Source organism: Geodermatophilus sp. CPCC 205506, from assembly GCF_051383635.1.
In the GTDB taxonomy this organism is placed as follows: Bacteria; Actinomycetota; Actinomycetes; order Mycobacteriales; family Geodermatophilaceae; genus Geodermatophilus.
Map to the genome: position 1 here is coordinate 104,375 of NZ_JALPKP010000004.1, position 26,225 is coordinate 130,599.

At 73.7% G+C, this 26,225-nt stretch carries 25 protein-coding genes, 1 tRNA gene and 1 pseudogene; 13 read left to right on the forward strand and 14 right to left on the reverse strand.

The annotated features are described in order from the left end of the window. Positions 1-58: 58 nt before the first annotated feature. Positions 59-232 carry a hypothetical protein gene (locus tag MY520_RS03710; RefSeq protein ID WP_436690220.1) on the reverse strand — a complete coding sequence of 58 codons (174 nt, stop codon included), beginning with the start codon at positions 230-232 and terminating at the stop codon, positions 59-61. 203 nt (positions 233-435) lie between these two features. Here MY520_RS03710 and MY520_RS03715 point away from each other — a divergent pair, with 203 nt between their 5' ends. From MY520_RS03715 to MY520_RS03725, 3 genes are all read left to right on the forward strand, one after another. Next, positions 436-1,122 (forward strand): MFS transporter, encoded by a 687-nt coding sequence (locus tag MY520_RS03715; RefSeq protein ID WP_436690221.1) that lies wholly within the window; start codon positions 436-438, stop codon positions 1,120-1,122. 15 nt (positions 1,123-1,137) lie between these two features. Then, positions 1,138-1,923, forward strand: a complete 786-nt coding sequence (locus MY520_RS03720) for an MFS transporter (protein WP_436690325.1) — start codon at positions 1,138-1,140, stop codon at positions 1,921-1,923. A gap of 106 nt (positions 1,924-2,029) precedes the next feature. Next, positions 2,030-3,073, forward strand: a complete 1,044-nt coding sequence (locus tag MY520_RS03725; RefSeq protein WP_436690223.1) for a YihY/virulence factor BrkB family protein — start codon at positions 2,030-2,032, stop codon at positions 3,071-3,073. Positions 3,074-3,191: 118 nt separating this feature from the next. Here the strand turns inward: MY520_RS03725 and MY520_RS03730 are convergent, their stop codons facing one another. Together MY520_RS03730 and MY520_RS03735 are read right to left on the reverse strand one after the other, a co-directional pair. Beyond that, entirely contained in the window at positions 3,192-3,899 is a 708-nt protein-coding gene (locus MY520_RS03730; RefSeq protein WP_436690224.1) for a hemerythrin domain-containing protein, read from the reverse strand. A 67-nt stretch (positions 3,900-3,966) separates the two neighbouring features. After that, positions 3,967-4,869 carry an ABC transporter substrate-binding protein gene (locus MY520_RS03735; protein WP_436690225.1) on the reverse strand — a complete coding sequence of 301 codons (903 nt, stop codon included), beginning with the start codon at positions 4,867-4,869 and terminating at the stop codon, positions 3,967-3,969. 102 nt (positions 4,870-4,971) lie between these two features. On the opposite strand from MY520_RS03735, the gene MY520_RS03740 reads away from it, so the two are divergent. From MY520_RS03740 to phaZ, 5 genes are all read left to right on the forward strand, one after another. Further along, entirely contained in the window at positions 4,972-6,666 is a 1,695-nt protein-coding gene (locus MY520_RS03740) for a phosphatase PAP2 family protein (protein WP_436690227.1), read from the forward strand. Then, on the forward strand, positions 6,663-7,256 hold the full coding sequence (locus tag MY520_RS03745; RefSeq protein WP_436690229.1) for a hypothetical protein: 594 nt from the start codon (positions 6,663-6,665) through the stop codon (positions 7,254-7,256). The genes MY520_RS03740 and MY520_RS03745 overlap by 4 nt, the downstream gene beginning before the upstream one ends. Continuing rightward, a complete protein-coding gene (locus tag MY520_RS03750; RefSeq protein WP_436690231.1) occupies positions 7,253-8,341 on the forward strand; it encodes a lysylphosphatidylglycerol synthase transmembrane domain-containing protein in 1,089 nt (362 codons plus the stop codon). The genes MY520_RS03745 and MY520_RS03750 overlap by 4 nt, the downstream gene beginning before the upstream one ends. A gap of 165 nt (positions 8,342-8,506) precedes the next feature. Further along, a complete protein-coding gene (locus MY520_RS03755; RefSeq protein ID WP_436690233.1) occupies positions 8,507-10,234 on the forward strand; it encodes a PHA/PHB synthase family protein in 1,728 nt (575 codons plus the stop codon). Beyond that, positions 10,218-11,084: a poly(3-hydroxyalkanoate) depolymerase gene (phaZ, locus tag MY520_RS03760; protein ID WP_436690235.1), complete on the forward strand. Its 867-nt coding sequence runs from the start codon at positions 10,218-10,220 to the stop codon at positions 11,082-11,084. Before MY520_RS03755 ends, phaZ begins: the two co-directional genes overlap by 17 nt. Before the next feature lie 16 nt (positions 11,085-11,100). On the opposite strand, the gene MY520_RS03765 is transcribed toward phaZ, so the two are convergent. From MY520_RS03765 to arsB, 4 genes are all read right to left on the reverse strand, one after another. Then, on the reverse strand, positions 11,101-13,707 hold the full coding sequence (locus MY520_RS03765; protein ID WP_436690237.1) for an EAL domain-containing protein: 2,607 nt from the start codon (positions 13,705-13,707) through the stop codon (positions 11,101-11,103). Positions 13,708-13,880: 173 nt separating this feature from the next. Next, positions 13,881-14,321, reverse strand: coding sequence for a heavy metal-responsive transcriptional regulator (locus MY520_RS03770; protein ID WP_436690238.1), 441 nt, complete (start codon positions 14,319-14,321; stop codon positions 13,881-13,883). Between the two features lie 10 nt (positions 14,322-14,331). Further along, positions 14,332-14,760 carry an arsenate reductase ArsC gene (locus MY520_RS03775; RefSeq protein ID WP_436690240.1) on the reverse strand — a complete coding sequence of 143 codons (429 nt, stop codon included), beginning with the start codon at positions 14,758-14,760 and terminating at the stop codon, positions 14,332-14,334. Continuing rightward, complete coding sequence (gene arsB, locus MY520_RS03780) at positions 14,757-15,881, reverse strand: ACR3 family arsenite efflux transporter (RefSeq protein ID WP_436690242.1); 1,125 nt, start codon at positions 15,879-15,881, stop codon at positions 14,757-14,759. The genes MY520_RS03775 and arsB overlap by 4 nt, the downstream gene beginning before the upstream one ends. Positions 15,882-15,987: 106 nt before the next feature. Between arsB and MY520_RS03785 the strand changes: the two genes are divergently transcribed. Further along, positions 15,988-16,368, forward strand: coding sequence for an ArsR/SmtB family transcription factor (locus tag MY520_RS03785; protein WP_436690244.1), 381 nt, complete (start codon positions 15,988-15,990; stop codon positions 16,366-16,368). Positions 16,369-16,381: 13 nt separating this feature from the next. On the opposite strand, the gene MY520_RS03790 is transcribed toward MY520_RS03785, so the two are convergent. Then, on the reverse strand, positions 16,382-17,002 hold the full coding sequence (locus MY520_RS03790; RefSeq protein ID WP_436690246.1) for a hypothetical protein: 621 nt from the start codon (positions 17,000-17,002) through the stop codon (positions 16,382-16,384). A gap of 383 nt (positions 17,003-17,385) precedes the next feature. Here MY520_RS03790 and MY520_RS03795 point away from each other — a divergent pair, with 383 nt between their 5' ends. Together MY520_RS03795 and MY520_RS03800 are read left to right on the forward strand one after the other, a co-directional pair. Further along, positions 17,386-17,874 (forward strand): response regulator, encoded by a 489-nt coding sequence (locus MY520_RS03795; RefSeq protein ID WP_436690248.1) that lies wholly within the window; start codon positions 17,386-17,388, stop codon positions 17,872-17,874. 164 nt (positions 17,875-18,038) lie between these two features. Continuing rightward, positions 18,039-19,454, forward strand: coding sequence for a sensor histidine kinase (locus MY520_RS03800; protein ID WP_436690250.1), 1,416 nt, complete (start codon positions 18,039-18,041; stop codon positions 19,452-19,454). Positions 19,455-19,472: 18 nt separating this feature from the next. Here the strand turns inward: MY520_RS03800 and MY520_RS03805 are convergent, their stop codons facing one another. Together MY520_RS03805 and helR are read right to left on the reverse strand one after the other, a co-directional pair. Then, positions 19,473-19,766: a hypothetical protein gene (locus MY520_RS03805; protein WP_436690252.1), complete on the reverse strand. Its 294-nt coding sequence runs from the start codon at positions 19,764-19,766 to the stop codon at positions 19,473-19,475. Between the two features lie 98 nt (positions 19,767-19,864). Then, a complete protein-coding gene (helR, locus tag MY520_RS03810; protein WP_436690253.1) occupies positions 19,865-22,015 on the reverse strand; it encodes an RNA polymerase recycling motor ATPase HelR in 2,151 nt (716 codons plus the stop codon). A gap of 236 nt (positions 22,016-22,251) precedes the next feature. Here helR and MY520_RS03815 point away from each other — a divergent pair, with 236 nt between their 5' ends. Then, positions 22,252-22,767 (forward strand): hypothetical protein, encoded by a 516-nt coding sequence (locus tag MY520_RS03815; RefSeq protein WP_436690255.1) that lies wholly within the window; start codon positions 22,252-22,254, stop codon positions 22,765-22,767. A 176-nt stretch (positions 22,768-22,943) separates the two neighbouring features. Here the strand turns inward: MY520_RS03815 and MY520_RS03820 are convergent, their stop codons facing one another. Then, on the reverse strand, positions 22,944-24,311 hold the full coding sequence (locus MY520_RS03820; RefSeq protein WP_436690257.1) for a GntP family permease: 1,368 nt from the start codon (positions 24,309-24,311) through the stop codon (positions 22,944-22,946). A gap of 164 nt (positions 24,312-24,475) precedes the next feature. Then, on the reverse strand, positions 24,476-24,835 hold the full coding sequence (locus MY520_RS03825) for an MmcQ/YjbR family DNA-binding protein (RefSeq protein WP_436690259.1): 360 nt from the start codon (positions 24,833-24,835) through the stop codon (positions 24,476-24,478). Between the two features lie 440 nt (positions 24,836-25,275). Between MY520_RS03825 and MY520_RS03830 the strand changes: the two genes are divergently transcribed. Next, positions 25,276-25,479 (forward strand): hypothetical protein, encoded by a 204-nt coding sequence (locus MY520_RS03830; protein ID WP_436690261.1) that lies wholly within the window; start codon positions 25,276-25,278, stop codon positions 25,477-25,479. A 323-nt stretch (positions 25,480-25,802) separates the two neighbouring features. On the opposite strand, the pseudogene MY520_RS03835 reads toward MY520_RS03830, so the two are convergent. Then, a pseudogene (locus tag MY520_RS03835) lies at positions 25,803-25,999 on the reverse strand (IS481 family transposase); the annotation flags it as partial. Positions 26,000-26,112: 113 nt separating this feature from the next. Continuing rightward, a tRNA-Lys gene (locus MY520_RS03840) sits at positions 26,113-26,185 on the reverse strand. Between the last annotated feature and the right edge of the window lie 40 nt (positions 26,186-26,225).

A 26,225-nucleotide genomic window follows, 5' to 3' on the forward strand; every position in this document is an offset into this window, starting at 1 on the left:
ACACCCGCGCCCCGCCACTCCGGAGCGGAGTGCGGGGCGCGTGGGTGGGGATCGCGGATCAGGCGGCGCGGACCGCCCCCACGGCCTCGGCGGCCGACGGGCGACCGGACGGCCGAGCTGCGGAGGCCCGCTGCTCGCGCTCGTACCGCGCCGTCGACGAGGTGCCCATCGCGATCACCAGTGCGGTCAGGACCAGGAACCCGATCAGGGTCACGGCCGGCCACAGCACCATCGGTTCATCCCCCTGTGTGTCTCGCCCAGGCCGCAGGAGGCGAGCCCCCCGCGGCACGTCGTCGGGAGCTCGTGTGCCCCGTCGACCGCTGTCCCAATCGTCGTTGCCAAGCCGTGACCTGAGGCTCCGGGGCTGCGACCACCCGAAAGGAGGACGTCGGGCCCGCGGCGCGGACGGATCCCCCGGCGTGGTCTCATCGCCGCGTGCCCACCGCCGCGGATGCCGACCGGCGGCGGCCCCGCGCCGCGCTGCTGGTCGCCGTGCTCGCCGTCGGCACGACCGCGCTGGCGCTGCTGCAGAGCCTCGTCGTCCCCGTCCTCGACGCCATCGGCGACCAGCTCGGCGTCTCGCCGGCCGCGGCCGGCTGGGTACTGACCGCCAACCTGCTGGCGGCCGCCGTCTCGACGCCGGTCCTCGGCCGGCTCGGCGACACCTGGGGCGAGCGGCCGGTGATGATCGGCATCCTGGTCGCGATGACGGCCGGCACCCTGCTGGCCCTCGTGACGTCGTCCCTGCCGCTGCTGCTCGCGGCGCGGGTGCTGCAGGGCGCCTCCTACGGACTGTTCCCGCTGTCGATCAGCGTGCTGCGCCGCGAGCTGCCGGCGGCCCGGCTGAACGTCGGCATGTCCGTGGTCAGCAGCACCCTCGCCGTCGGCGGGGTCGTGGGCCTGGTCGCCGCCGCGCTGCTCACGCACGACGGCGGGGACTACCACCGGCCGTTCTGGATCGGCCTGGCCGCCTCGGCCGCCGCCCTGGTGCTCGTCGTCCTCGTCCTGCCCCGGCGGCCGCCGACGGGGTCGGGCCGGGTCGACTGGTGGGGCGCGGTCGTGCTGGCCGGCGGCCTGGTCCTGCTGCTGCTGCCGGTGTCGCAGGGGAACGCGTGGGGATAGGACTCCCCTGCGACGCTGGGCTGCGCGGTCGGCGCCGCGGTCGTCCTCACCGGGTGGGTGCTGCTGGAGAGGCGCCGGGCGGACCCGCTCGTCCGCCCGGCCATGCTGGCCGACCCGCGCACGCTGGTGCCCAACCTCGCCGGGGTGATGACCGGCATCGGCCTGTTCGCCTCCTTCCTCGCCATCCTCCAGTTCGTGCAGACCCCGCCCGAGGTCGCCGGCTACGGGTTCGGCGCGTCGGTGGTGGAGGCGGCGGTCGTCTACCTGCTCCCCGGCGGGATCGCCGGCGTGCTGCTGGCGCCGGTCGCCGGCCAGGTCGTCGCCCGGGTCGGCGCGCTGCCCACGCTGCTGACCGGCGCGGCGTCCGGGCTGGCCGGCTTCCTGCTGCTGGCGCTGCTCCGGGACGCCGCGTGGCAGGTGGTGCTGGCCGGCCTGCTGACCCAGCTCTGGGCGACCGTGGCCTACGCCGCGCTGCCGGCCCTGGTGGTGTCGGCGGTCCGCCCCGAGGAGACCGGGGTGGCCAATGCGGTCAACTCGATCGCCCGCTCGGTCGGTCAGGCCGTGGGCAGCACGGTGACCGTCGCCGTCCTGGCCGCCGGGCTGGACCCCGCCACCGGCGCGCCGTCGGCCGCGTCGTTCACCGCGGTGGCGCTCGTGGGTGCGGGCGCAGCCGCCGCGGTGGTGCTGCTCACCGCTGCTGGGATGACCGGACGGCGCAGCCGCGGCCCGGACCGGCTGACCGACGTCGAGCGGGCGACTGCGGCGGCCGGCGAGTGGTCCCCGGTGAGCGGCCTGCGCTGACCCGCGACGTCACGGCCCGGCCACGACACACCGTCGGGGGCATGGAACAGGACCGTCCGGGGCACTTGATCTCCGACGCACTCCCACTCCGCCCGGAGGACACCCGATGGCCCGCTCCACCGGATCGCGCGGCGCTGACACGGCCGCGAAGGACACCCGGTTCTCCGGCAACAAGGCCGGCGACCCCGCACCCGACGACCCCAAGGTCAACGACGTCCGCTTCGACAAGGCGCCCCGCGGCACCGACACGAAGCCCACCACCGTCGGCACGCTCAAGCGCACGCTCAGCGAGTTCAGCGAGGACAACCTCACCGACTGGGCCGCGGCGCTGACCTACTACGGCGTCCTGGCGCTGTTCCCCGCGCTGATCGCGCTGCTGTCGATCGTGGGCCTGCTCACCAACCCCGAGCAGCTCACCACCGCCCTCACCGCGGTCGTGCCGCAGCAGGCGGCCAGCACGCTGAACCCCGTCATCCAGCAGATCGCCGGCAACACCGGCACCGCCGGCTTCGCCCTGATCCTCGGCATCGCCGGTGCGGTCTGGTCTGCGTCGGGGTACGTCGGCGCCTTCACCCGCGCCGCCAACGTCGTCTACGAGACGCCCGAGGGCCGCAAGGTCTGGAAGCTCAAGCCGCTGCAGCTGCTCGTCACGCTGATCGGCATCCTGTTCGCCGCGGTGATCGTGGCGATGCTGGTGCTCAGCGGCCCGGTCGTCGACGCCGTGGGACAGGCCATCGGCCTGGGGGGCACCGCCCTGACGGTCTGGAACGTCGTCAAGTGGCCGGTCATGCTGGTCGTCCTGGCGCTCATGATCGCCGTCCTCTACTACTCGACGCCGAACGTCCGGCTGCGCGGCTTCAAGTGGATGAGCCCCGGTGCCGGCGTCGCCATCCTGGTGGCGGTGGTCGCCTCGGCCGCGTTCGCCTTCTACGTGGCCAACTTCGGCAGCTACAACAAGACCTACGGCGCGCTGGCCGGGGTCGTCATCTTCCTGATCTGGTTCTGGCTGATCAACGTCGCGCTGCTGTTCGGCATCGAGCTCGACGCCGAGATCGAGCGGACCAAGGAGCTGAAGGAGGGCGTGCCGGAGGCGCACAAGGAGATCCAGCTCGACGCCCGCGCCGAGCCGAAGCCCCGCAAGACGAACTAGAAGGACCCCCTGCCCCCCACCGCTCGCACGCTCGCGGCGGGACCCTGCAGGGGGCCGGGGCCCGGGGGTCCCACGACGAGGGCCTCCTCCCGATCCGGGAGGAGGCCCTCGGCGTGGATCAGCGGGACGTCGGCGGCCGGTCGCCGCGGCGGGCCGCTGGGACCCGCTCCACCAGCCCCGCCAGGCCGGCCAGCCCGCGGCTCACCGCCTCCCCCGCGGGCACCAGCTGCCCCGGTGCGCGGCGGACGACCGCGTCGACGACGTCGCGGGTGCGGTCGAGCACCGACAGCGGCAGGGCCGAGAGCGCGTTGCCCGGCGGACGCCGGGAGACCGTCGGGTGCGCCCGGGTGGGCGCGATGCGCCGGGTGAACTCCCACTGCCGGCCCAGCCTCCGCAGCTCGGCCGGGTCGAGCCGCTCCTGCAGCCGCGGGAGCAGGACGTCCTCCTCGTCGCGCACGTCCTCCCGCAGCACGGCCACCAGCCGGGCCAGTCGCTCGGCGCGGCGGGGGTCGTCGTGGCCGAGCGTCTCCAGCTCGGTGACCAGCTCGTTGACCTCCTGGTGCTCCTCCTCCACCAGCAGCGTCAGCGCCTCGCCGTCGGGCAGCACCCGCCGCACGACCGGCCACAGGACCGTCTCCTCGGCGAAGGCGTGGCTGAACACCAGGCGGTCGATCCGGGTCAGCACGTCCTCCTGCGCCCGGCCGGTGGCGCCGTCCAGCTCGTGCAGCAGCCGGTCCAGCTCGACGTGGTCGCGGCGCTGGCGGGCCAGCACGCTGCCGGGACCACCCAGCTCCTCCACCGTCTGGTCGGCGATCGATCGGACCACGGCGGGCCCCTCTCCGGTCACGGGTCGAGCCGGGGTCCTGCCCGCGACGCGCCGTCGGCATGCGCGCTCAGCGGCCGGCCCACCACAGCTCCGCGGCCTCGGCCGGGGTCCGCCCGTCCAGGGCGACGAGCCGGTTGAGCCGCACCAGGTCGGGGGTGTCCAGGCGGGCGCTCACCTCGTCGAGGGCCGTGCGGAGCCCGTCCCCGGCCGCCTCCAGCACCGCCGTCCGCACGATCGGCACCACGTTCTCGTGCGGCTGCAGCCCGCGGTCGTCGTCGAGCAGCACCAGCTGGGCGTCGGCCAGCCGGGCGTCGGTGGTCTCGAGCAGGCCGACGTCGATCTCCCCGGCCAGCAGCGCCTCCGCCGTCGCGGCCCGCGACGGCATCGACCGCACCTCACCGAACTCCAGCCCGTAGACCTCGCGCAGGCCCAGCAGGCAGTAGCGCCGCTCCGGGCACTCCGGCGGGCCGCCGAAGACCAGTCCGGGAGCGGCCAGCGCGAGGTCGGACAACCGCCGGACGGCGTTCTGCTCGGAGAAGGCCGTCCGGACGGCGAACCCGTTGTTGTCCTCGGCTGCCGCGAAGGCGAGGACCGTCGCCCCGCGCTGCTCCATGACCCGGGCCAGCTCCGCCCGCAGGTGGTCCGGTTCGCGCCGGACGGCCGGCCCGCCGGGGTTGACGAAGTCCAGCGCGGTGCCCAGGTAGTCGACGACGACGTCCACCACGTCCTGCTCGAGCGCGGGGAGCACCACCTCCCGGGTGCCGATGCCGTGCTGCACCGACACCGGCAGCCCCGCGCGGCGGACCGCCTCGGCGTACACCTCGGCCAGGATCTGGTTCTCGGCGAAGTCGTAGGAGGCGATGCGGACCGTTCCGTCACCGGTCGTCGGCGCCGGCTCGGGCGCCGTCGAACCGCAGCCGGTCAGGACGACGAGCAGCAGCACGGCCAGGACTGCCCGGGGACGCCGCATGGGGGCACTCCCTCCCGGCGGGGACGACGGAGCAGAACGCTAGCCCCGGACGGTGACGATTTCGATGGACCCGGAGCCCGTCGGGGAGCAGCATCGGGCGGCATGGCGTCGCCCCCGCACGCCGCCCCGGAGGCAGGCGCGGTCCGGCGACCCGGACCGCCGGCGATCCAGCACGTCCGCCGCCGCCGCCGTCCCTCCGGTGAGCCGCCGCCGCTGCCGCGGCACCTCAACGCCTCCGGCAAGTGGTGGATCGGCCTGACGGCCGCCGTGTTCGCCGGCTGGGCGGCGGCCGTGGTCACCGACAGCGTGCCGCTGGTCGACCTCGCGGACACGCGGGTCCTGCAGGCGATCGCCACGCTGCGCTCGCCCGGCCTCACCGACGTCGCCGAGGTGGCCGGGGTGCTGGCCACGCCGCCGGTCGTGCACGCGCTGTGGCTGGGCAACCTGGCCGTGCTGGCGGTCTTCCGCCGCTGGCACCACCTGTTCACCTGGATCGGTGTGGCGCTGATCGTGGTGAACCTCGGGTCGCTGGCCACGCTGCTGCTGCAGCGGCCCCGCCCGTTCGAGGTGGAACTGCTGGGCGCGTGGTCGGGCTACGCCATGCCGTCGCTGCCGGTGACCGTGCTGACCGCCTTCCTGGTGAGCACCGTCTACGCGCTCGTCCCGGCCGGCCGCTACCGCACGATCGGCAAGTGGGTCGTGGTCGGCCTGCTGGCGGTCACCGTCGCGTCCCGGCTCTACCTCGCCCAGGACCACCCCACCGGCGTGGTGGCCGGGGTGGTGCTCGGCGTCGCGACCCCGCTGGCCGCGTTCCGGCTGATGACGCCCAACGACATCTTCCCGGTGCGCTACCGCCGCGGCCGTCCCGCGCACCTCGACGTCACCGGCGCCCGCGGCGAGGCGATCGTGCGGGCGCTGCAGGACCAGCTGGGCCTGCTCGCCACCCAGGTGACGCCGTTCAACCTCGAGGGTTCCGGGGGCTCCACGCCGCTGCGGATCACGGTCAAGGCCGACGACGGCGAGAGCTACGTCTTCGGCAAGCTCTACGCCGCCACCCACGTGCGCTCCGACCGCTGGTTCAAGCTGGCCCGGACGCTGCTCTACGGCGGGCTGGAGGACGAGAAGCCGTTCCACAGCGTGCGGCGGCTGGTGCAGTACGAGGACTACGTCCTGCGGCTGTTCACCGACGCCGGGCTGCCGGTGGCGCACCCGATGGGGATCGTGGAGATCACCCCCGAGCGCGAGTACCTGCTGGTGAACGAGTTCTTCCTGGGCGCGCAGGAGATCGGCGAGGCCGAGGTCGACGACGCCGTCATCGACCAGGGCCTGGCCGTGGTGCGCCGGATGTGGGAGATCGGCGCGGCGCACCGGGACGTGAAGCCGGCGAACGTCATGGTCCGGGACGGCACGCTGTACCTGATCGACTCCGCGTTCGCCGAGGTCCGGCCCAGCCCGTGGCGGCAGGCGGTGGACCTGGCCAACATGATGCTGGTGCTGGCGCTGCGCACCGATGCCGAGCGGGTCTACGCCCGCGCCCGGCTGCGCTTCTCCGACGAGGAGCTCGCCGAGGCCTTCGCCGCCACCCGCGGCCTGACCATGCCCACCCAGCTGCGCCGCTGCCTGCGCCAGGACAGCCGCGACCTGCACGCACAGTTCCTCCAGTTGCTGCCCTACCGGCTGCCGCCGGTGCGGATCCAGCGGTGGAGCTGGCGCCGCGTGGGCCTGTCGCTCGTGGCGCTCCTGGGGCTGCTCCTCCTGGCGGTCGTCGTCGCCGGCCTGCTGGACTCCCCGCTGTGACCGGCGCCCGGGCGGTGCTGCCCGCCGCGCTCGCGCTGGTGCTCACCGGCTGCGTCGCGCCGGCCAGCACCTCCTTCGGCCAGGCCCCCGCCTGCGAGATCGGGGACGACGGGAACGCGGCCGACGCCGTGGTGCTCATGGCCCAGTCGGTGCCGACGGCGTCGCGCGTGCCCTGCGTGAAGGGACTGCCCCTCGGCTGGCACTTCGCTGGCATGGACGCCCGGAACGGCGGGGCGGCCTTCTGGCTGGACTCCGACCGCGACGGGCTGCACGCCATCGAGGTGCAGCTGGCCGGCACCTGCGACACCGACGGCGCGACCGAGATCCCGAGCGACCGGGACGGCATGCGGCGCTACGAGCTGGTCAGCCAGGTCACCCCGCGGTACCAGGGCAGCCGGTACTACCTCTTCGAGGGCGGCTGCCTGACGCTGGTCTTCGCGCTCTCCGGCGACAACCGCGGGGAACCGCTCGCCCTCGCCGCGCAGGCCATCGACGTGCTGCGCCGCGACGAGCTCTCCGACCAGGTGCGCGAGGCGAGCGACGGGCGGCTGGAGCTCGACCCACCCGCGGACGCCGGGGCCCCGCGGTGACCGCCACCGAGACCCCCGTCCGGCCACCGCGCCCGCTCTGGCGCCGGGTGCTGGTGCCCGCCGCGTCGCTGGCCCTGGCCGCCGCCGTCCTCTGGTGGTTCCTGCCCCAGTTCACCAGCCTCTCGGCGGTCTGGGACACCGTGCAGGCGATGACCGGGGCGGAGCTCGGGCTGCTGGCCGCGGCGACCGTGTGGAACCTGATGACCTACCAGTTCGTGATGGTCTCGACGATGCCCGGGCTCACGCTCCGGCAGGCGACGGTGTCGACGATGACGACGACCGCCGTGTCGAACACCGTGCTCGGCGGTGCGGCGATCGCGCTCGGGCTGACCTACGGCATGAACACCTCGTGGGGGTTCTCCCGGTCCCGGACCTCGGTCTCGCTGCTGATCTCGGGCCTGTGGAACAACTTCGCCAAGCTGGCCCTGCCGGTGCTGGCGCTGAGCCTGCTGGCGTTCGGCTCCACCCCGAGCACCGCGCGGCTGCTGGGCGGCGCGGCGGGCCTGGCCGGCCTCGTCGTCGCCGTCGCCCTGCTGGCGCTGCTGCTGCGCAGCCGGGAGGGCGCGGCGCGGCTCGGCCGCGCGTTCGGGCGGGTGGCGTCGGCGGTGGTCGGCCTGTTCGGCCGGCCGCCCGTGCAGGGGTGGGACGCCGCGACGACGAAGTTCCGCGACCGGACGATCCTGCTGCTGCGGGCCCGCTGGCACTGGATCAGCCTCGCGACGCTGGTCAGCCACCTCTCGCTGTTCGTCGTCCTGCTGCTGGCGCTGCGGTTCGTGGGGGTGGACGCGGCCCAGGTGAGCGTGGTGGAGGCGCTCGCCGTGTTCGCGTTCGCCCGGCTGCTGACCGCCGTCCCGTTCACCCCCGGCGGGCTGGGGGTCGTCGAGGTCGCCATGATCACCGGCCTGGCCGCCGCCGGCGGTGACCGGGCGCTGGTCGCCGCCGCCGTCCTCGTCTACCGGGCGCTGACCTACGTGCTGCCCATCCCGCTCGGGCTGGGCACCTACGTGTTCTGGCGGCGCAACCACTCCTGGCGGCGTGAGCCCAACACCGCACCCCGGACACCGCTGGTCCCCGAGACGACCTGAGAGAGCCCCTCCTCCTCCCCACCCCCTCGCGAGCTCGGGGCGGTGCCCTGGAGGGGGGCCGGAGCTGATCGGAGTGTCCCCCGAGCGGGCGTTGCTGGCGCGCGGACGACCGTCCGCCGTGGTTGAGTTGCTCCGGTCACACCGCGAGCCACCGAGGAGACCGGCATGACCGACGCCGCCAGCACCAACAAGCTCGATGGCACCACCGACGGGGCCACCCAGGACGCCGGCGAGGCGGTGATGGGCCTGGACATGCTCCTCGTCGACGGCGCCCGGGGCCCGCTGCGCCGGATGATCCCGCCGGCGAGGACCATGCTGCGCCTCGGGGGCGCGCTGGCCCGCCGCCGCGACGCGGTCGCCCAGCGGTCGAAGGACCTCGCCGGCGACCTCGGGCGGGTGCTCGCCGGCAGCTCCGACATCGAGCCCTCCCCCAAGGACCGCCGCTACGCCGACCCCGCCTGGACCGGCAACCCGCTGATGCGCCGGGCGATGCAGGCGCACATCGCGGCCGCGCGGGCGGCGGTGGGCCTGGTCGACGACGCCGACCTCGACTGGAAGGACGACGAGCGGATCCGCTTCACGCTGACCAACCTCGTCGACGCGCTGGCACCGAGCAACACCCCGCTGAACCCGCTGCTGTGGAAGGCGTTCATCGACACCGGCGGGCGCAACGCCGTCAGCGGGGCACGCCGGCTGGTCAACGACCTCGCGACCAAGCCGCGGGTGCCCTCGATGGTCGAGCCAGACGCCTTCACCGTGGGCGAGGACCTCGCCGTCACCCCGGGTGCGGTCGTGCTGCGGACGCCGGTGTTCGAGCTCATCCAGTACCGGCCGACCACCGAGACCGTTCGCCAGGTGCCGCTGGTCATGGTGCCGCCGACGATCAACAAGTACTACATCACCGACCTCGCGCCCGGGCGCAGCATCGTCGAGCACTACGTGGCCGCCGGCCAGCAGGTCTTCATGATCTCCTGGCGCAACCCGGACGAGCGGCACGCCGACTGGGGCATGGACACCTACGGGCAGGCCGTCCTCGACGCGATGGACGCCGCCGAGCGGATCACCGGCAGCGACCGGGTCGCGCTCCAGGGCTTCTGCTCCGGCGGGATCATCCTGGCGATGGTGCTGGCCCACCTCGCGGCCACCGGCGCGCAGGAGCGGGTGACCGCGTCCAGCTACGCGGTCACCGTCCTCGACTGGGGGAAGGCCGGCACGCTGGGCGCGCTCATGGACGAGGAGGGCATCAAGGCCGCGACCGAGAAGTCGCGCAAGAAGGGCTACCTGGACGGCGCGTCGCTGGCCGAGGTCTTCGCGTGGCTGCGGCCCAACGACCTGGTGTGGAACTACTGGGTCAACAACTACCTGCAGGGCAACCCCCCGCCGGCCTTCGACATCCTCTACTGGAACTCCGACACCACCCGGATGAGCGCCGGTCTGCACCGCGACTTCATCGACGTGGCCTTCGGCAACAAGCTCACCCGGCCCGGTGCCGCGACGATGCTGGGCTCGCCGGTCGACCTGTCCAAGGTGGAGATCGACGCCTACGTCACCGCGGGGATCGCCGACCACATCTGCCCGTGGCAGTCCTGCTACCGGACCACGCAGCTGCTCGGCGGAGCGAGCCGGTTCGTCCTCTCCACCAGCGGGCACATCGCGTCGCTGGTCAACCCGCCGAGCAACCCCAAGGCGTCGTTCCAGGTGGCGCCGGAGACCCCGGCCGAGCCGGAGCGGTGGCTGGAGCTGGCCGAGAAGCAGAAGGGCTCGTGGTGGCCGGACTACGTGTCCTGGCTGGCCGAGCGGACCGGTGACGAGGTGCCCGCCCCGACCTCGCTCGGTTCCGACGAGCTGCCTCCGCTGGCCGAGGCCCCGGGCACGTATGTCTTCGACAAGTAGGCCCCCGCTCCGGCCGCGCACCGCGGCGTCGGGGCGGGAATCCGCCCGGGAGACGGTCCGGAACCTCACCGTCGCCGGGCGCACGCTGCGGGTGGCGGTGCGCCACGGTGAGGACCACGCGGTGCCACCGCTCCTGCTGATGAACGGCATCGGGGCGAGCCTGGAGGTGCTGCAGCCCTTCGTCGACGCCCTCGACCCGCGGCGCACGGTGATCCGGTTCGACGTGCCGGGCGTGGGCGGTTCGCCGCGCCCGGTCGTCCCCTACGTGCTGGCCACGTTCAGCCCGGTGGTCGCCGGGGTGCTCAGCCAGCTGGGCCACGAGGACCCGGTCGACGTCCTCGGGCTGTCGTGGGGCGGCGGGCTGGCCCAGCACTTCGCCGTCCAGCACCGGCGGCGCTGCCGGCGGCTGGTGCTGGCGGCCACCGGTACGGGGTCACTGATGGTGCCCGGGCACCCGCGGGTGCTGGCCCGGATGCTCACCCCGCGCCGGCACCGCGACCCGGACTACACCCGGTCGGTGGCCGGCACGATCTACGGCGGCTCGATCCGGGACGACCCCGCCCTGGCGGCGCGGGTGCTGCACTCGGCCACGCGGCTGGGGCCGCGGCGCGGCTACTACTACCAGCTGGCCGCCAGCGCGGGCTGGAGCAGCCTGCCGTTCCTGCGGCTGATCCGTCAGCCCACGCTCCTGGTGGCCGGGGACGACGACCCGATCATCCCGGTGGTGAACGCGCGGATCATGGCCCGGTTGATCCCCGACGCGCAGCTGCACGTCTACGGCGGCGGGCACCTGGCCCTGATCACCGACGCCCCCGTGCTCGCCCCGGTCATCGAGCGCTTCCTCGACTGACGGTCGCGGACCGGACTCAGCCGGTGGGGACGGCGGTGCGCAGCAGCGCGCCGGCGTCGGCCGCCGGCATCGGTCGGTACAGCAGGTAGCCCTGGGCCTGGTCGCAGGCGTCGGCGCGCAGCCGGTCCAGCTGGGCCGGCTCCTCCACGCCCTCGGCGACGACGGTCAGGCCGAAGGTGTGCGCCGCCCGGATGATCAGCGCGACCAGCTCCCGGTGGCCGGGCTCGGTCGAGGCGATGAAGCTGCGGTCGATCTTCAGCGTGTCGACCGGCATGTTCCGCAGCTGGCCGATCGAGGTGTAGCCGGTGCCGAAGTCGTCGATGGCGATGGCGACGCCCATCTCACGCAGCGCCTCCAGGTGGGTGATCGCCACCGGGTCGCTCACCAGCACGGTCTCGGTGATCTCGACGATGAGCAGGGCGGCGGGCAGCCCGGACGCGGCCAGCGCGTCGGCGACGTCCTGGACGACCCGGCGGTCGGCGAGGTGCCGGCCGGAGATGTTGACCGCCATCGTCGGCTCGGCCTCGCCGGGAGCGGGCGGCTCGGCGGCCCGCCAGGCGGCCAGCTGCGCGGTGGCCTGGTGCAGCACCCAGCGGTCGAGGTCGCAGATCAGCCGGCTGCCCTCGGCGACCGGGATGAACTCGTCGGGCGGCACCATCCCGTGCCCGGGGCGGTTCCAGCGGATCAGCGCCTCGTAGCCGATCACGCGGGAGCGGCCGACGTCGACGACCGGCTGGTAGCGCAGCTCCATCTCGCCGTTCTCCAGGCCGGCGGTGATGGCCGCCTCCAGCTCGGCGCGCTCGGACAGCTGCAGCCGCAGCGTCTCGTCGAACATCTCGGTGCGCCCGCGCCCGCGGCGCTTGGCCCGGTAGGCGGCGGTGTCGGCCTCGGCGAGCAGCAGGTCGGGGTGGCCCGCGGCCGTGATCGGCTCGCTGACGGCGGCGATCAGCCGCTCGCCGAGCTCCTGCAGGTCCCGCTCGGCGCGGACCCGCTCGACCAGCACGACGAACTCGTCGCCGCCGAGGCGGCAGACGACGTCGCCGGGCCGGACGACGGCGGCCATGCGGCGGGCGACCTCCCGCAGGACGTCGTCGCCGCAGGCGTGGCCGTGGCTGTCGTTGACCGCCTTGAAGCCGTCGAGGTCGACGAAGAGCAGGCCGGTCATCTCCCCGGAACGCTGGGCGCGGTGCAGCGCGGCGGTGACCAGGGTGAGCGCCTGGGCCCGGTTGGGCAGCTCGGTCAGCGGGTCGTGGGTCGCCTGGTGGGCGAGCGCGTACTGCAGCTCCTCACGGGCCCGCACCGAGGAGACGATCTCCCGGACGGAGGCGTGCACGACCTCGCCGAGCGGGCCGGGCAGGGGCTGGTCGAGCACGGTGTTGGCCAGGTCGCCGCGGGCGACGGCCTGCGCCTGGTCCTGGATCCGCCGCAGCGAGGCGACCGCGGAGCCGAGGGCGCCGGAGACGGTGCGGACCTCGCGCGGGCCGGCGACCTGCACCTCCACCAGCGAGCCCTCGCTGATCTGGGTGGCCTGGCCGGCGAGCAGGCCGAGGGAGCGGGAGACGCTGCGGCCGAGGAAGAGGGCACCGAGGAGGGCGACCAGCAGCAGGCCGAGACCCAGCTGCAGGGTGGTGGTCAGGCGGCCGTTGGCCAGGTCGCGGTCGGCGGCGGCCAGCGCCTGGGCGCTGTCGACGGCCCGGACGACGAGGTCGGCGAGCCGCGCGTCGCGCTCGTTGCCGAGGAGGAGCGTCGAGACGAGCTGGGTCAACGGCAGGCGGGCCTGGCCGGACTCGAACTGGTCGGAGAGCAGCCGGTCGAGCCGGGTCGTCACGGGGTCGGTGCGCAGCTGCAGCCAGGCCGTGCGCAGCGACTCCTGCGACAGGTCGTCCATCTGCCGCCGCGCGTCGGTGTAGGCCAGCCAGGCGTTCTGCCCGGCCAGGCGCGAACCCGCGCTGAGCTCACCGGCGTCGAAGTGCCCGGCCAGGAACAGCGGCATCTGCCGGCTGGCGGCCTGGGCCAGCTGGGCGACGATCTCGACGTCCCGGGTGGCCCGCAGCGTGGTGGCCGGCACCTCCTCGGAGCTCGCCGCGGCGGCGGCCCGGCGCTGGGCGGTCAGCAGCGCGCTGGAGACCTCGAGGTAGTCGACGTAGACGTCCTCGATGCGGAAGGCCCCGCTCTCCGTCCGGGCACGCAGCCCGGTCAGGCGGTCGGCGGCGTGCCGCGCGGCGGCCGCGCCGTCACTGCTCGAGGGGACGGCGGCCAGGGCCCGGTCGGTCGTCTCCCGGGCCTCCTGCGCGGCCGCGACCGCGCTGTCCCGCTGGCCGGCGAGCAGGAACGACGGGATGCCGAGGCTCACCGCGGCCGAGGGGTCCTCGATGACCGCCAGGGACAGCACCGGCACGATCTCGTGCTCCACGCTGCTGCGGGCGGCGTCGAGCTGGGCCACCGCGCGGACGGCCTCCTCGGCGCGGGCGGCGCCGGCCGCCTCCGCCGTCCGGCTCCGCGCGATGACAGCGGTGAGCACGACGACGCCGAGCACGGGGATGAGCACGAGCGCCGTGAGGTAGAGCCACAGGGGCGCGCCGCGTCCGTGCTGACGTGCCGGCCGGCGACCCAGGTTCCGCATGACGTGGTCATCGACGGGGACGGCGCCGTCCCTGACGACTCTCCCCCGCTGGGGTGAGCGGGTCGGCGGTGCCCTGCCGGTCCCGGGCCCGGCAGTGGTCCCTGCGTCAGCGCGGCGGGGTCAGCAGTCGCAGTCGCACGTCCCGTCGCAGCAGTCGGGGTCGCAGATCGGGGTCAGCTCGCGCACGTCGTCTCACCTCCCTCCACCGGTGGGCACCAGGTGCCGGGGGTCGGGGGCGGGCAGTCGGCGTCGGGCAGCGCGTCGGCCATGGCCGCCATCTCGGCGCGCAGCGCGGCCAGCCGGGCGATCTCGGCGTCGACCTCGGCCATCCGCCGGCGCAGCAGCGCCTCGGCCGGCTCGCAGGGGCAGGAGCCGGTGTCGCGGACGGCGAGCAGGCCGCGGATGTCGGCCAGCCGCAGGCCCAGCCGCTGGGCGCCCTGGATGAAGCGCAGCCGGTCGACCGCCCCGCCGTCGTAGTCGCGGTACCCGGTCGAGGTCCGGGCCGGCGCCGGCAGGAGACCGGCCCGCTCGTAGTACCGGATGGTGTCCGGCCGGACACCCACGGCGCGGGCCAGCTCCGCGACCCGCAACCCGCGCCGGACCGTCGTCGTCATGAGCCGGACGCTAGGCCTTGGAGCGGGGTCCAGGGTCAAGCGCGAGGTCGGCGAGCAGCCCGCGGATCCGGGACCCGATCTCGTCGCGGATCGGCCGCACCGCGGCCACGCCCTTGCCGGCCGGGTCCTCCAGCGCCCAGTCGAGGTAGCGCTTGCCGGGGAAGACCGGGCAGGCGTCGCCGCAGCCCATCGTGATCACGACGTCGGAGGCCTCGACGGCGTCGGTGGTGAGCACCTTGGGATGCTGACCGGAGATGTCGATGCCCACCTCGGCCATCGCCTCGACGGCCGCGGGGTTGACCCGGTCACCGGGGAGCGACCCGGCCGACCGGACCTCGACCGCGTTCCCGGCGAGGTGCCGCAGCCAGCCGGCCGCCATCTGGGAGCGGCCGGCGTTGTGCACGCAGACGAACAGCACGCTGGGCCGGTGAGTGCTCATCGGGTGCTCCGGAGCGCGTCGGGGACGGTGGGGTCGCCGGGGAACCAGCGGCGGGCGGCCCAGAGGGCCACGTAGACGAGGGCGACGAGGACCGGCACCTCGATGAGCGGCCCGACGACGCCGGCGAGGGCCTGCCCGGAGGTGACGCCGAAGGTGCCGATGGCCACGGCGATGGCCAGCTCGAAGTTGTTGCCCGCGGCGGTGAAGGCCAGCGTCGCGGTCTTGGCGTAGCCCAGCCGCAGGCGCATGCCGAGCAGGAACGAGCCGCCGAAGACCGCCGCGAAGTAGGCCAGCAGGGGCAGCGCGATGCGGGCGACGTCCCAGGGCTGCGAGGTGATCGCCTCGCCTTGCAGCGCGAAGAGCATGACGATGGTGAACAGCAGCCCGTAGAGGGCGACCGGGCCGATCCGGGGCAGGAACCGGCCCTCGTACCAGGCGCGGCCGCGAGCCCGCTCCCCCAGCGTGCGCGTGAGGAACCCGGCCAGCAGCGGGATGCCGAGGAAGACCAGCACCGAGGCGAGGATGGCCCAGACGCTGAACTCGGCCGACGTCGTCGGCAGGCCCAGCCAGCCGGGCAGCACCTGCAGGTAGAACCAGCCCAGGGCCGCGAAGGCGAGGATCTGGAACACCGAGTTGAGCGCGACCAGCACGGCGGCCGCCTCGCGGTCGCCGCAGGAGAGGTCGTTCCAGATCAGCACCATGGCGATGCAGCGCGCGAGGCCCACGATGACCAGCCCGGTGCGGTACTCGGGCAGGTCCGGGAGCAGCAGCCAGGCCAGCGCGAACATCAGCGCCGGCCCGAGCACCCAGTTGAGCACGAGGCTCGCGACGAGCAGCGTCCGGTCGCCGGTGACCCGGTCGAGCTCGGAGTACCGGACCTTCGCCAGCACCGGGTACATCATCAGCAGCAGCCCGACGGCGATGGGCAGGCTGACGTTGCCCACCTCGACGGCGGTCAGCGCCTCGTCCAGACCGGGCACCCAGCGGCCCAGGGCGAGCCCGAGGGCCATCGCCGCGACGATCCACACCGGCAGGAACCGGTCCAGCGTCGACAGCCGGGCGAGGACGGGCGTCTCCGGGTCCGTTCCGGCTCGCGGGGTGTCGGCGACGGTGTCACTCATGGACGGCGGGATCCCCTTCGCAGGCGCAGACGGCATCGACGCTCGTCGATGCCACCAGGCTGCCCGAGGGATCGACGGGCGTCAATGTCGTGCGCATACTGGCCCGGTGAGCCTCGCCGTCCTCCCCGCTCCCGCCTGCTGCGCGCCGATCGTCCGGCAGGCGCTGACCGCCCAGGAGGCCGCCGACCTCGCCCGCACGCTCAAGGCCCTCGCCGACCCGGCCCGGCTGCGCCTGCTCTCCCTGGTCGCCGCCCACGCCGGCGGCGAGGCCTGCGTCTGCGACCTGACCGAGCCGCTGGGGCTGTCCCAGCCGACGGTCAGCCACCACCTCAAGGTGCTCGTCGACGCCGGCCTGCTCACCCGTGACAAGCGCGGCGTCTGGGCCTACTACGCCCTCGTGCCGGGGGCCCTGGACGCCGTCGCCGCGGTGCTGAGCACGGCGGGCACCGCGGCCGGCACGGCCGACGGGCAGCCGTCGTCCTGCTGAGGACCGGCCGCGGTCAGGCCGCCCACCGGACGACGGCACCGCCGGTGTCGCCGAAGGACTCGACCGCGAAGCCGTGCAGCCGCAGCACGTCGCCCAGCGCGCGGTTCATCACCTGCTGCACCATCGCGTCCGCGGCGGCGCCGTGGACCTGGTCGACGCTCACCCGGTCGTGCTGGCGCCAGCCGACGACGACCCCGCCGAGCGCCGGCTCCAGCACCAGGCAGGCCCCGCCGATCGCGCCCTCGGACCCGCCGGCGTCGTGCAGCGGCAGGCCCGCCTCGGCCAGCACCGCGGCGATCTCCACCACGAGCGTGGTCAGCGGGTCGTCGTCGGAGAGGTCGGCGTCCCAGTCCTCGGGCAGCCGGTCGAGCTGACCGCCCAGGTGGGCCAGCCAGGCCCAGTCCTGCGGTGACGGCCGGCGGGCGAGCACGCCGTCGGCCCGGCGCACGCCGTACACCGGCCGGGCGCCGTCGTGACCCTCCGGGCCGGCGGCCCAGCCGGCCTCGGCGCGGTCGGAGAACGGCCCGGCGAGGATCCGGTCCGCGCCGTCGTCGTCGACCACCAGCCACCAGCCCTGCCGGATCGCGCCGCCGAGGAGGACCTCACCGCTGGACAGACCAGACACCCTGCTCACCACTCCCGTCCATGGGACCGGCGCGGGGGAAGTGCGCCGGTGCCCCCGCGCCACCGGAACCGGCAGCGGGGGGTGGCAGAAACGTAGGCGCGTCGGCGCCGCCGACCGGCTCCGCCCGACCGGCCGCGGGGCCCGCGTTCCCGGATCGTTGCCAACGGCCCGAACGGGGACGGTGACCCGCCGCCCGCCGCGCCCACATGTAGACACCGGCAGCTCCCGCCGAGCGTGACCGGCGTCGCGACCGGCACGGTGACCCCGGGCGACGGTCACCGACCGGCGTGTCACCGCAGGTGAAGCCATGCATCGTCGGTCGCCGGTGGGGTATCCGCGCTTCCGCACGACCAAGCAGAGGTGAGGGGGAACGGAGTTCCGAGGAGTGCTCGATGCCGATCAGGGTCCTCATCGCCGACGACCACCAGCTCATCCGGGACGCCCTCACCGAGCTCCTCGCCGGCAGTGACGACTTCGAGGTGGTCGGCGAGTGCTCCGACGGCGGCCAGATCGTCGACGCCGTCGGACGCACCCGGCCGCACGTGGTCCTGATGGACCTGAAGATGCCCGTGCTGGACGGCCTCCAGGCCACCCAGGCGCTGCTCGTCTCCCATCCCGAGGTGCGCGTCGTCGTCCTCACCGGTGGCCTCACCCCGGCGACGGCGTTCGAGGCGCGGGCCCTGGGCGTGGCCGGCTACCTGCTCAAGGACGACGACCCCGCGGAACTGCCGGACCACCTCCGGGCGGTCGCGGCCGGCGGAACGGCGTGGACGCCCGCCGCGAGCGCGGTCATCGAGAGCGGCTGGGACTCCCTCGTGGCCTCCTCCCCCGACGGGACGGCGTCCGCCCGCGTCGCCGACAGCCCGCGGCGGCACCGCTGACGTCGGTGGCTCCGGGGCGCCGGCGACCCCACCCATCGGGGGTTGCCGGCGGAGCGCGGCAGTTCGCACCATGATCTCTGATCCGCAGGGTGCCGACGCGAGCCCTGACCACATGACCGCGACCGACGGGGGACCGCGGCAGGTGCGGGCGGGGAGGGGTCACGGTGGCTGCACCCGAGAGCGCACGGACTGAGCAGGTGCCCGCGGGCGAGACCGCGCCGCCGGTGCGGCTGGCGGGTCCCGGCGCGCCGGGCGGCCCGCGGCGCGCCGGCGGCGCTCCCCCGACCGCCCGCAGGGTGCTCGCCCGGTTCGTGGCCGGCAACCTCCTCGCGGCGGCGGTGCTGCTCGCGAGCAGCGTGTGGGCGAGCCACGTGGCGGCGCGCAACGAGTCGCTGGCCGATGCCCGGAGCAGGACCGACCTGCTGGCCGCCCTGCTGATCGAGCCCAACCTCGACGACGCCCTGCTCGCCGGGGACACCCGGGCGGCGGCACGACTGGACGCCGTCGTCGAGGGGCAACTCCGTGACGCCTCGGTGGTGCGGATCAAGATCTGGGACGAGAGCGAGCGGATCGTCTACTCGGACGAGGACCAGCTGATGGGCCGCAGCTTCCCGGCGGGTGAGTACCAGGTCGACACGCTCGCCGGCATGTCCGCCGAGGTCAGCGACCTCGGTTCCGCGGAGAACGTGTTCGAGCGCTCGGAGGGCCGGCTGCTGGAGGTGTACCGGCCGATCACCACCCCCTCGGGCGAGCGGCTGGTGCTGGAGGTCTACTTCAGCCACGACCAGGTCACCAGCCGGCAGCGGACCATCTGGCTGAACATCGCCCCGATCTCGGCGGCTGCCCTCGGGCTCCTGACCCTCCTCCAGGTACCGCTGGCCCGCCGGATGATCCGGGACGTGCGGGCCGCCGACCGGGAGCGGCTGCGGCTGCACGCGCGGGCCGCGGAGGCGACCGCCGAGGAGCGCCGGCGGATCGCCGGCAACCTGCACGACGGCGTCGTGCAGGAGCTCTCCGCGGCTCCGTTGATCATGTCCCGGGCGCTCCAGCGCCTCGAGCGACAGCCGGGCGAGGCCGCGGACGACGAGGCGCTCGCGACGGACCTGCGCAGCGCCACCGACGCCGTCCGCCAGTCGGTGGCCTCCCTCCGGTCCCTCCTCATCGAGATCTACCCACCCCACCTGGCGCAGGCCGGCCTGCCGGCGGCCCTCGGGGACCTGACCGCCCGCGTCCGGTCCCGCGGGGTCGACACCCGGCTGCACCTGCCGGACGACCTCGACGTGCCGCCGGAGACGGCGGCCCTGCTGTTCCGGGTCGCCCAGGAGGCACTGCTCAACGTGGTGAGACACGCCCGTGCCGGGACCGCCGTCGTGACCGTCGTGGACACGGCGGGGTCGGTCACCCTGGAGGTGCGCGACGACGGCGTCGGCTTCGACCCCGCGGAGGCGTCGGCCCCGACCGGGACCGGTCACTTCGGCCTGCGCGTCCTCAGCGACCTCGCCGAGCAGGCCGGCGCGACGCTGGAGCTCACCACCGCGCCGGGCCGCGGGACGTCGCTGCGACTCGTCGTGCCGAGGTGACCGGCGCCGGCCCGTCGGTCAGCGCACGGTCGGGGCGTTGCGGACGTCCACCTCGGTGATCCGCAGCCACGGCACGGTCCGGGCACCGCGGCGCAGGACCTCGAGCGCGAGCATCACCGCGGTCGCCTCCATGTCCTGTGCCACGGCGTGGAGCGTGACCTCCGGGGACTCCCCGCGCCACGTCTCCGGCTGACGGCCGTCCGCCTCGACGGCCCGCACCCGTCGCTGCATCGAGTCCGCGGCCAGCGCCCGGGCCTGCGCGTCGTCGCCGATGTCCAGGTCGAACTCCAGGCTCACGCGGAACTTCGTCATGTCGAGCCTCCTCGGGGCGGCCGCTCTCTCGGCCCGACATCGGCATACCCCGGCACGGTCCCAAGATCACCAGGAACGCGTTGCGACTTCCTCCGACATCAGGAGCTCGTGAGGACGACGAGTTGCTGGGTCGCCCGGGTCATCGCGACGTAGCGGTCGACCGCTCCCTCGATGCCCTCGCCGAACGCCTCGGGGTCGACGAGCACGACGAGGTCGAACTCGAGCCCCTTCGACAGCTCCGGCGGAAGCGACCGGACGCGGGACGTCGCCGGGAACGTGGGATCGCCGATCACGCAGGCGATCCCCTCGGCGTGCGCGACGAGCCAGGTGTCGAGGACCGAGCCCAGGTCCGCGACGGAGCCGTGGACGACGGGCAGACCGCTGCTGCGGATGGAGGTCGGGACGTTGGCATCCGGGAGCGCTGCCCGGATGACCGGCTCGGCCTCCGCCATGACCTCTTCCGGGGTCCGGTAGTTGATGCTCAGGGAGGCCATCCGGATCCGGTCGAGACCGATCCGCTCGAGCCGTTCCTGCCACGTCTCCGTGAAGCCGTGCCTGGCCTGGGCCCGGTCGCCGACGATGGTGAAGCTCCGGGACGGGCAGCGCAGCAGCAGCATCTGCCACTCCGCGTCGGTCAGCTCCTGCGCCTCGTCCACGACGACGTGCGCGAACGGGCCCGCGAGGAGGTCCGGGTCGGCGCCGGTCAGCCCGCTCTCGTCGACCAGGGCATCCCGCAGATCCTGCTGGCGCAGGCTCGTCACCAGGCCCTCACCGTCGTCGTCGGCCTCGATCAGCCGGTCGATGACGGTGGCCATGCGCTCGCGCTCGACGGCGACCGCGGCGTCGTGCCGGCGCTTGCGCCGTGCCGCCTCCGGGTCGCCGAGCCGCTGCCGGGCGGCGTCCAGGTACGGCAGGTCGGACACCGTCCAGGCATGCGGGTCCTCGCGCTGCAGGGTCCGGACCTCGTCCGGGCCGAGCCACGGAGCGCACCTCCGCAGGTAGGCCGGTACCGACCACAGGTCTCCGACGAGGTCGGCTGCTTCGAGCAGCGGCCACGCCCGGTTGACGGTCGCGAGCAGCTCCCGGTTCTGCTGCAGCGACTTCCGGAGCAGGTCGGGCGCGGCGTCGCCGTCGTCCTTGTCCATCAGGATCGTGACCAGCTGCTCCCAGACCTGCTCGCGCGCCTCGTTGTGCGGGGTGCCGGGTTCGGCCGCCTCGAACGCCTCGGCCCAGTCGTCCGCGGTCAGCCGGATGTCGGACCAGGGCGTCTCGACCGTCAGCACCTCGGTCGGCGGCTCCTCGTAGAACCGGACGGCCGTCTCGATCGCCTCCACCAGGTCGGCGGACGACTTCAGGCGGGCCACCGCCGGGTCCGTCTCCACCGCCGCTGCGGCCCCCTCGGCCACGAGGTTCCGCAGCGTGCAGGTCTGGACGCCCTCCTCGCCGAGGCTGGGGAGGACGTCGGCGACGTAGGCCAGATAGGGCTGGTGCGGACCGACGAAGAGCACGCCACCCCGGTGGTCGCCGAGGCGGGGGTCGGAGTAGACGAGGTAGGCGGAGCGGTGCAGGGCGACGACGGTCTTCCCCGTCCCCGGACCGCCGTCGACGACGAGGGCGCCGGAGGATCCGGCGCGGATGACGGCGTCCTGGTCTGCCTGGATCGTGCCGAGCACGTCGCGCATCCGGGCCGATCGGGTGCCACCCAGGCTGGCGATGAAGGCGGACTGGTCGTCGAGCGCGGCGGCGTGCCCCGCGAACCCCTCCGAGGTGAACACCTCGTCCCAGTAGTCGCTGATCCGGCCGCGGGTCCAGCGATACCGGCGGCGGCTGACCAGGCCCATCGGGTTGGCGTGCGTCGCTCCGAAGAACGGCTCGGCCGCGGGCGAGCGCCAGTCCAGCAGCAGCCGGCGACCCGTGCTGTCGGTGAGGCCGAGCCGTCCGATGTACACCGGCTCGGGGTCGTCGGCACGGACGATGTGCCCGAGGCACAGGTCCAGACCGAAGCGGCGCAGGGTGCGCAGGCGGGCGGTCAGCCGGTGGATCTCCAGGTCCCGGTCCAGCGCCGCCTGGCCGGTGCCGCCCTTCGCCCTGCGCTCGGCATCGAGGCGGTCGGACAGGTCGGCGATCGACTGCGCGAGGCTCTCGGCGATCGCGGTGAAGTGCAGCTCGTCGTCGGCGATCAGCGCCGGATCGGCCTTGGCGATGAGGTTGTCGGGGAGGTCGAACGCGCTGGTGGTCAGGTGGTTCACGTCATCAGCTCCGATCTGAGGTCCGTGACCTTAGATCGGATCCCCGAGCCTCATGAGGCCGCCCGAAACCTGCTACAACTGAGCTGAGGGAGTCGCGTGCGGGCACTGCCCGTCCCGACTGCGCTCTTCCCCGTCCCGGTGACCGGTCGACCCGAGCCGCACCGGCCCGCTGCGGGAGTGAATGACGGTTCAGTCACGTTCCGTGTCGATCATGGGCGTGGGGGTAACGCGGTGTCATGGCAACAACTGATTCGACCAACACGGCCGGTGGCCGCACCACCGAGCACGTCCGCCGGGCGAACCCGATGGGCGCGCACGTCGCCACGGCCGGCGTCGTGGTCTTCCTGATCGCCACGTACCTGGACTGGGTGTCCACCGACGGTGAGCAGGGCACCACCGGCTCCGGCTACGAGACCGACACGAGCATCGCGCTCGTCGCGTTCGTGGGCATCGGTCTGGCCGTGGCTCTGCAGTACGCCCTCAAGCGCGCCCGGGGCCGCCAGCACCGCGGCCTCTCGCTGACCGCCCTGGCCGTCGGCATCGCCGCCGTCCTGCTGTCCCTGGGCTACATCGTGGACGCGCCCGGTGCCTTCGAGCGCGGTGCGGACCTCTCGCCCGAGATCGGCGCGTGGATCGGCCTGCTCGGCGGCATCGTGTGGTCGGTGGGCGCCGCCCTGCTGGCGAAGGAGCCCGAGGGCGACGACGACTGGAACGCCGACCACGGCCGCACGCAGGCGCGCGCCGCTCACTGATCCCACCAGCGCGGCCCGACCGGCCGCGCCGGGTGCTCCGCGACGGGCACCCACGCGCAGGCAGCCGCCGGCGCGTGGGTGCCCGTTCCGGTTGCGGGGCCGCGGCGAGACATCACACCTGTCGGTCGAGCGTCGGCCGCGCTCGGTTCGCCGGCGCCCCCCGGGCCTCGACCGGCTCAGACGGCCGCGGCCACCAGGCTGGCTCCCAGGACGAGCGGCAGGGAGACGACGGCCCCGAGCGAGGTCGCCATCGTCAGGGTCTTCAGGCTGCCCTTGGTGGAGAGATCGAGCAGTGTGCTGAACATCCAGAAGAAGTTGCTGTTGACGTGGAGGGCGAACATCGCGCCCGACGCGATCGCCAGCGCGATGACGACCGGATCGACCGCCAGCGAGCCGACGATCGGCGAGATGATGCCCGCGGCGGTGATCGCCCCGACCGACACCGACCCGATCGCGAAGTGCAGCACCGCGGCGATGAACCAGGCGAGCAGGATGCTGAGGATCACAGGCGCGTTCTCGTCGGCGGAGAACAGGGTCGTGAGCGTCTCGTCCATGCCGCTCTCGGCGATGACCGCGCCGAGGGACCCGCCGACGCCCGTGACGAGCAGGATCTCGCCGGTCGTGTGGAAGCCCGCTGTGAGAACCGTGCCGACCCCGTCCGCGCCCAGCGACGGCCGGACCATGCCGAACGCGATCAGCAGCCCCACGAACAGAGCGATGTTCGCGTCGCCGAGGAAGGCGATCACCGGGTTCGAGAACTCCACCAGGCCGGCGATCGCCCCGGTCGCGATCAACACCAGCGGCACCAGGATCGGCAACAGACGCACCCACAGAGGCAACCGCGCGGCGCCGTCGGCCCGCGGCACGTCCTCCACCTCGTCGTGCGGACGCCCCTCCTCGACGACCACGTCCGGGTCGAAGTCGGTCTTGTCGTTCCAGTAGCCCCGCCCCAGCAGCAGCCGGAACAGGAACGTCGTGACCAGTGCGGTCGTCAGCCCGATCGGCAGCCCGTACAGCAGATAGGTCCCCAGCGGCACCTCCATCAGCCCGGCGATGGCGACCGCGGCGAGGCCGGGCACGACGAACACGTACCCGGCGAAGATGCCGATGGCCATGGCCCCGGCGAGCCACGGCAGGCCTATCCGGCGGTCGACGGCCGGCGCCGACTCCTTGGCCATCGGCGCAGCCAGGACGACCTGCACGTCGACGTAGATGGACGGGAAGATCGTGGACAGCGTGCCGGCCATCGCATACGGCAGGCGGCGACCCACTCGGCGGGCGAGAACCTCCACCAGGTCGTTGAAGGTGCCCATCGCGTGCAGCAGTGCCCCGATCAGGACGCCGAAGCCGATGAGCAGGCCGACCTCGGCCATGATCTCGCCGAACCCCCCGGTGATCTGAGCCACGGTGCCCTCGGCGCCCAGCCCGGTGGCGAGCCCGAGGTACACGCACGCGAGCAGCAGGGAGATGACCGGGTCGACCTTGAACCTGATGATGAGCACGATCGCGCCCAGGATCGCGATGGCTGAGTGCACGATCTCCATGGGCGTTCCCGCTCTGTGCGACCAGTGGCGACACCACGCTATGGGCACTGGGCCGGCCCCGCTCCCCACCGGCGGTACTCCTGCCGCGGACGACGCCGCCGCCCACGGTCGGGAGACGCCTGCCAAGCGCCCGAGCCGACGAGAGTCGTTCCGAGGACCGGGCTTCAGCCCGGGCCGACGGGGTGGACGACGTCGTCGGCGCTGGAGAGCTTCTTGGGGACGACCATGCGCCACGCGTCGACGACGAGTTCGCGTGCCTCGGTCGGATCCAGTGCAGCGAGGTGGGCCTCGACCCAGTTGAAGCGCATGTCCGACGCCGTCGGCAGCTGGAACTTGTGCGGGTCGCTCAGGACCAGCGCCTCCCGCTCCTCCTTGGGGAACGCGAAGCCCATCACGCTCTCATCCACGGAGAACGCCACGTAGACGATCTGCTTGACGCGGAACTTCAAGCAGCCACGTACGTACACCTGGTACGAGCGCTCCAACTCGGTGCCCAGCGGCCGGACGTCCTCGATCGTCGCCATGTCAGAACCCATCCGTCATTGCTGCCTGTCCGCCCGCCGCCTGTCACCCACCACTCGGTCTGCCGGGTCCCGTCCATCGGAGTCCGCTCTTCTGCATCGCGCACACCGTTTCGACTGCGACGGCGGGCCGGAGTCATCGGTTGTCGTGACCGAGGCGATGCGAAGGTGGGTGGCAACTCTGCCGCTGGGTGACGAGCTCTTCCGCACGGACTTCTTGCCTCTCCGTGACACCTACGTGCTCACGTGGACCGGCATGGCCGCCGGCGCATGCCGCAGGCGTCCGAACGGTGGACCAAGGGGAGCCGACGGAGGCCAGGCCCGACCGTGATGGGGCGCTGGCGTGCAGCCGGCGCCCCGGAGGAGGCTCGGTGTGGCGCAGCTCCGATCAGGACAGGTGTCACAGCCTGTCCCCCCGTGGGCCGCTCAGAGCGGAGGGCGTTGTGACGATCATCTGGATCACCGAGGAGGACCGTCAGCGGGCTGCCGAGGTCCGGCGGGAGCGCATCGCGCGGGATGAGCTGATGATGTTGTTCTGCCAGTGGCTGCAGGCCCGTGCCGGGCCCGACGGTCTGGTGACCGTGCCGGAGCTCACGCCGCAGACCGAGGCGCGGCTGCTCAGGCTGCTGCAGCAGGGACGGTCGTGAGGCCGACCTGGGCACGGCGGGGATGATGGCCCGGCCCCGCACGTGGTGATGGTCAGGCCGGGCGTCGGTGTCCTGCATCGAGGCCGTGAACGCCTCGGGGCCCCGCTCCGCCGCCGCCGGGTCCATCTGAAGCCGTAGTCCTCGGCGCCATCCGCCTCAGAGCCGCCCGCCGCCAGCGCAGCGGCGCTGACCGCATCGACCTCATCGCGGGATGACACGCTGAAGCAGTACAGCGCCGACGTGTGTGTGGTCGGATCGGCGATCGGCAGCTTGGCCAACTCCGCGAACTTCTCACGGCTGATCTCACCCCGAGGCCGCGGTCAGGCCGGCATCTGATGCGGACACGGCCGGGGCCGATGCGACCGATCGGCCAGGCCGTCCAGCACGCCGTCCTCACAGCCGCGCATCCATGAGTGCAGCGTCTGCCCCACTGCTGGGCCACCGAGGTCACCGGATGGCCCTCGGCGATCACCGCCAGCACCGCCCGACAGCGCTGCCCAGCGACGTTCAACTCCCTCATCGAGGGAGCGTCGAGGATCAGCCGAAACAGCTGTCGACCATCAGCCGCACCACTGTCGGGGATCACCCGAAGCTCCGTGGTCGAGCATCAGGCGAAACAACACATCAGCGAGGTGGGCCCCGTGGGGATCGAACCCACAACCCGCGGATTAAAAGTCCGCTGCTCTGCCAGTTGAGCTAGAGGCCCTGCGGCGAGGAGTCTCCCACCCTCGCGCCGGCCGCTCAGA

What these genes read in the sequence shown, in the direction of transcription:
- MY520_RS03820 (WP_436690257.1), bottom strand. Translation starts at nt 24,311, where the DNA reads ATGGAGATCGTGCACTCAGCCATCGCGATCCTGGGCGCGATCGTGCTC.
- MY520_RS03740 (WP_436690227.1), top strand. Translation starts at nt 4,972, where the DNA reads ATGGCGTCGCCCCCGCACGCCGCCCCGGAGGCAGGCGCGGTCCGGCGA.
- MY520_RS03770 (WP_436690238.1), bottom strand. Translation starts at nt 14,321, where the DNA reads ATGACGACGACGGTCCGGCGCGGGTTGCGGGTCGCGGAGCTGGCCCGC.
- arsB (WP_436690242.1), bottom strand. Translation starts at nt 15,881, where the DNA reads ATGAGTGACACCGTCGCCGACACCCCGCGAGCCGGAACGGACCCGGAG.
- MY520_RS03735 (WP_436690225.1), bottom strand. Translation starts at nt 4,869, where the DNA reads ATGCGGCGTCCCCGGGCAGTCCTGGCCGTGCTGCTGCTCGTCGTCCTG.
- MY520_RS03795 (WP_436690248.1), top strand. Translation starts at nt 17,386, where the DNA reads ATGCCGATCAGGGTCCTCATCGCCGACGACCACCAGCTCATCCGGGAC.
- MY520_RS03775 (WP_436690240.1), bottom strand. Translation starts at nt 14,760, where the DNA reads ATGAGCACTCACCGGCCCAGCGTGCTGTTCGTCTGCGTGCACAACGCC.
- MY520_RS03765 (WP_436690237.1), bottom strand. Translation starts at nt 13,707, where the DNA reads ATGCGGAACCTGGGTCGCCGGCCGGCACGTCAGCACGGACGCGGCGCG.
- MY520_RS03815 (WP_436690255.1), top strand. Translation starts at nt 22,252, where the DNA reads ATGGCAACAACTGATTCGACCAACACGGCCGGTGGCCGCACCACCGAG.
- MY520_RS03825 (WP_436690259.1), bottom strand. Translation starts at nt 24,835, where the DNA reads ATGGCGACGATCGAGGACGTCCGGCCGCTGGGCACCGAGTTGGAGCGC.
- MY520_RS03725 (WP_436690223.1), top strand. Translation starts at nt 2,030, where the DNA reads ATGGCCCGCTCCACCGGATCGCGCGGCGCTGACACGGCCGCGAAGGAC.
- MY520_RS03710 (WP_436690220.1), bottom strand. Translation starts at nt 232, where the DNA reads ATGGTGCTGTGGCCGGCCGTGACCCTGATCGGGTTCCTGGTCCTGACC.
- phaZ (WP_436690235.1), top strand. Translation starts at nt 10,218, where the DNA reads ATGTCTTCGACAAGTAGGCCCCCGCTCCGGCCGCGCACCGCGGCGTCG.
- MY520_RS03805 (WP_436690252.1), bottom strand. Translation starts at nt 19,766, where the DNA reads ATGACGAAGTTCCGCGTGAGCCTGGAGTTCGACCTGGACATCGGCGAC.
- MY520_RS03755 (WP_436690233.1), top strand. Translation starts at nt 8,507, where the DNA reads ATGACCGACGCCGCCAGCACCAACAAGCTCGATGGCACCACCGACGGG.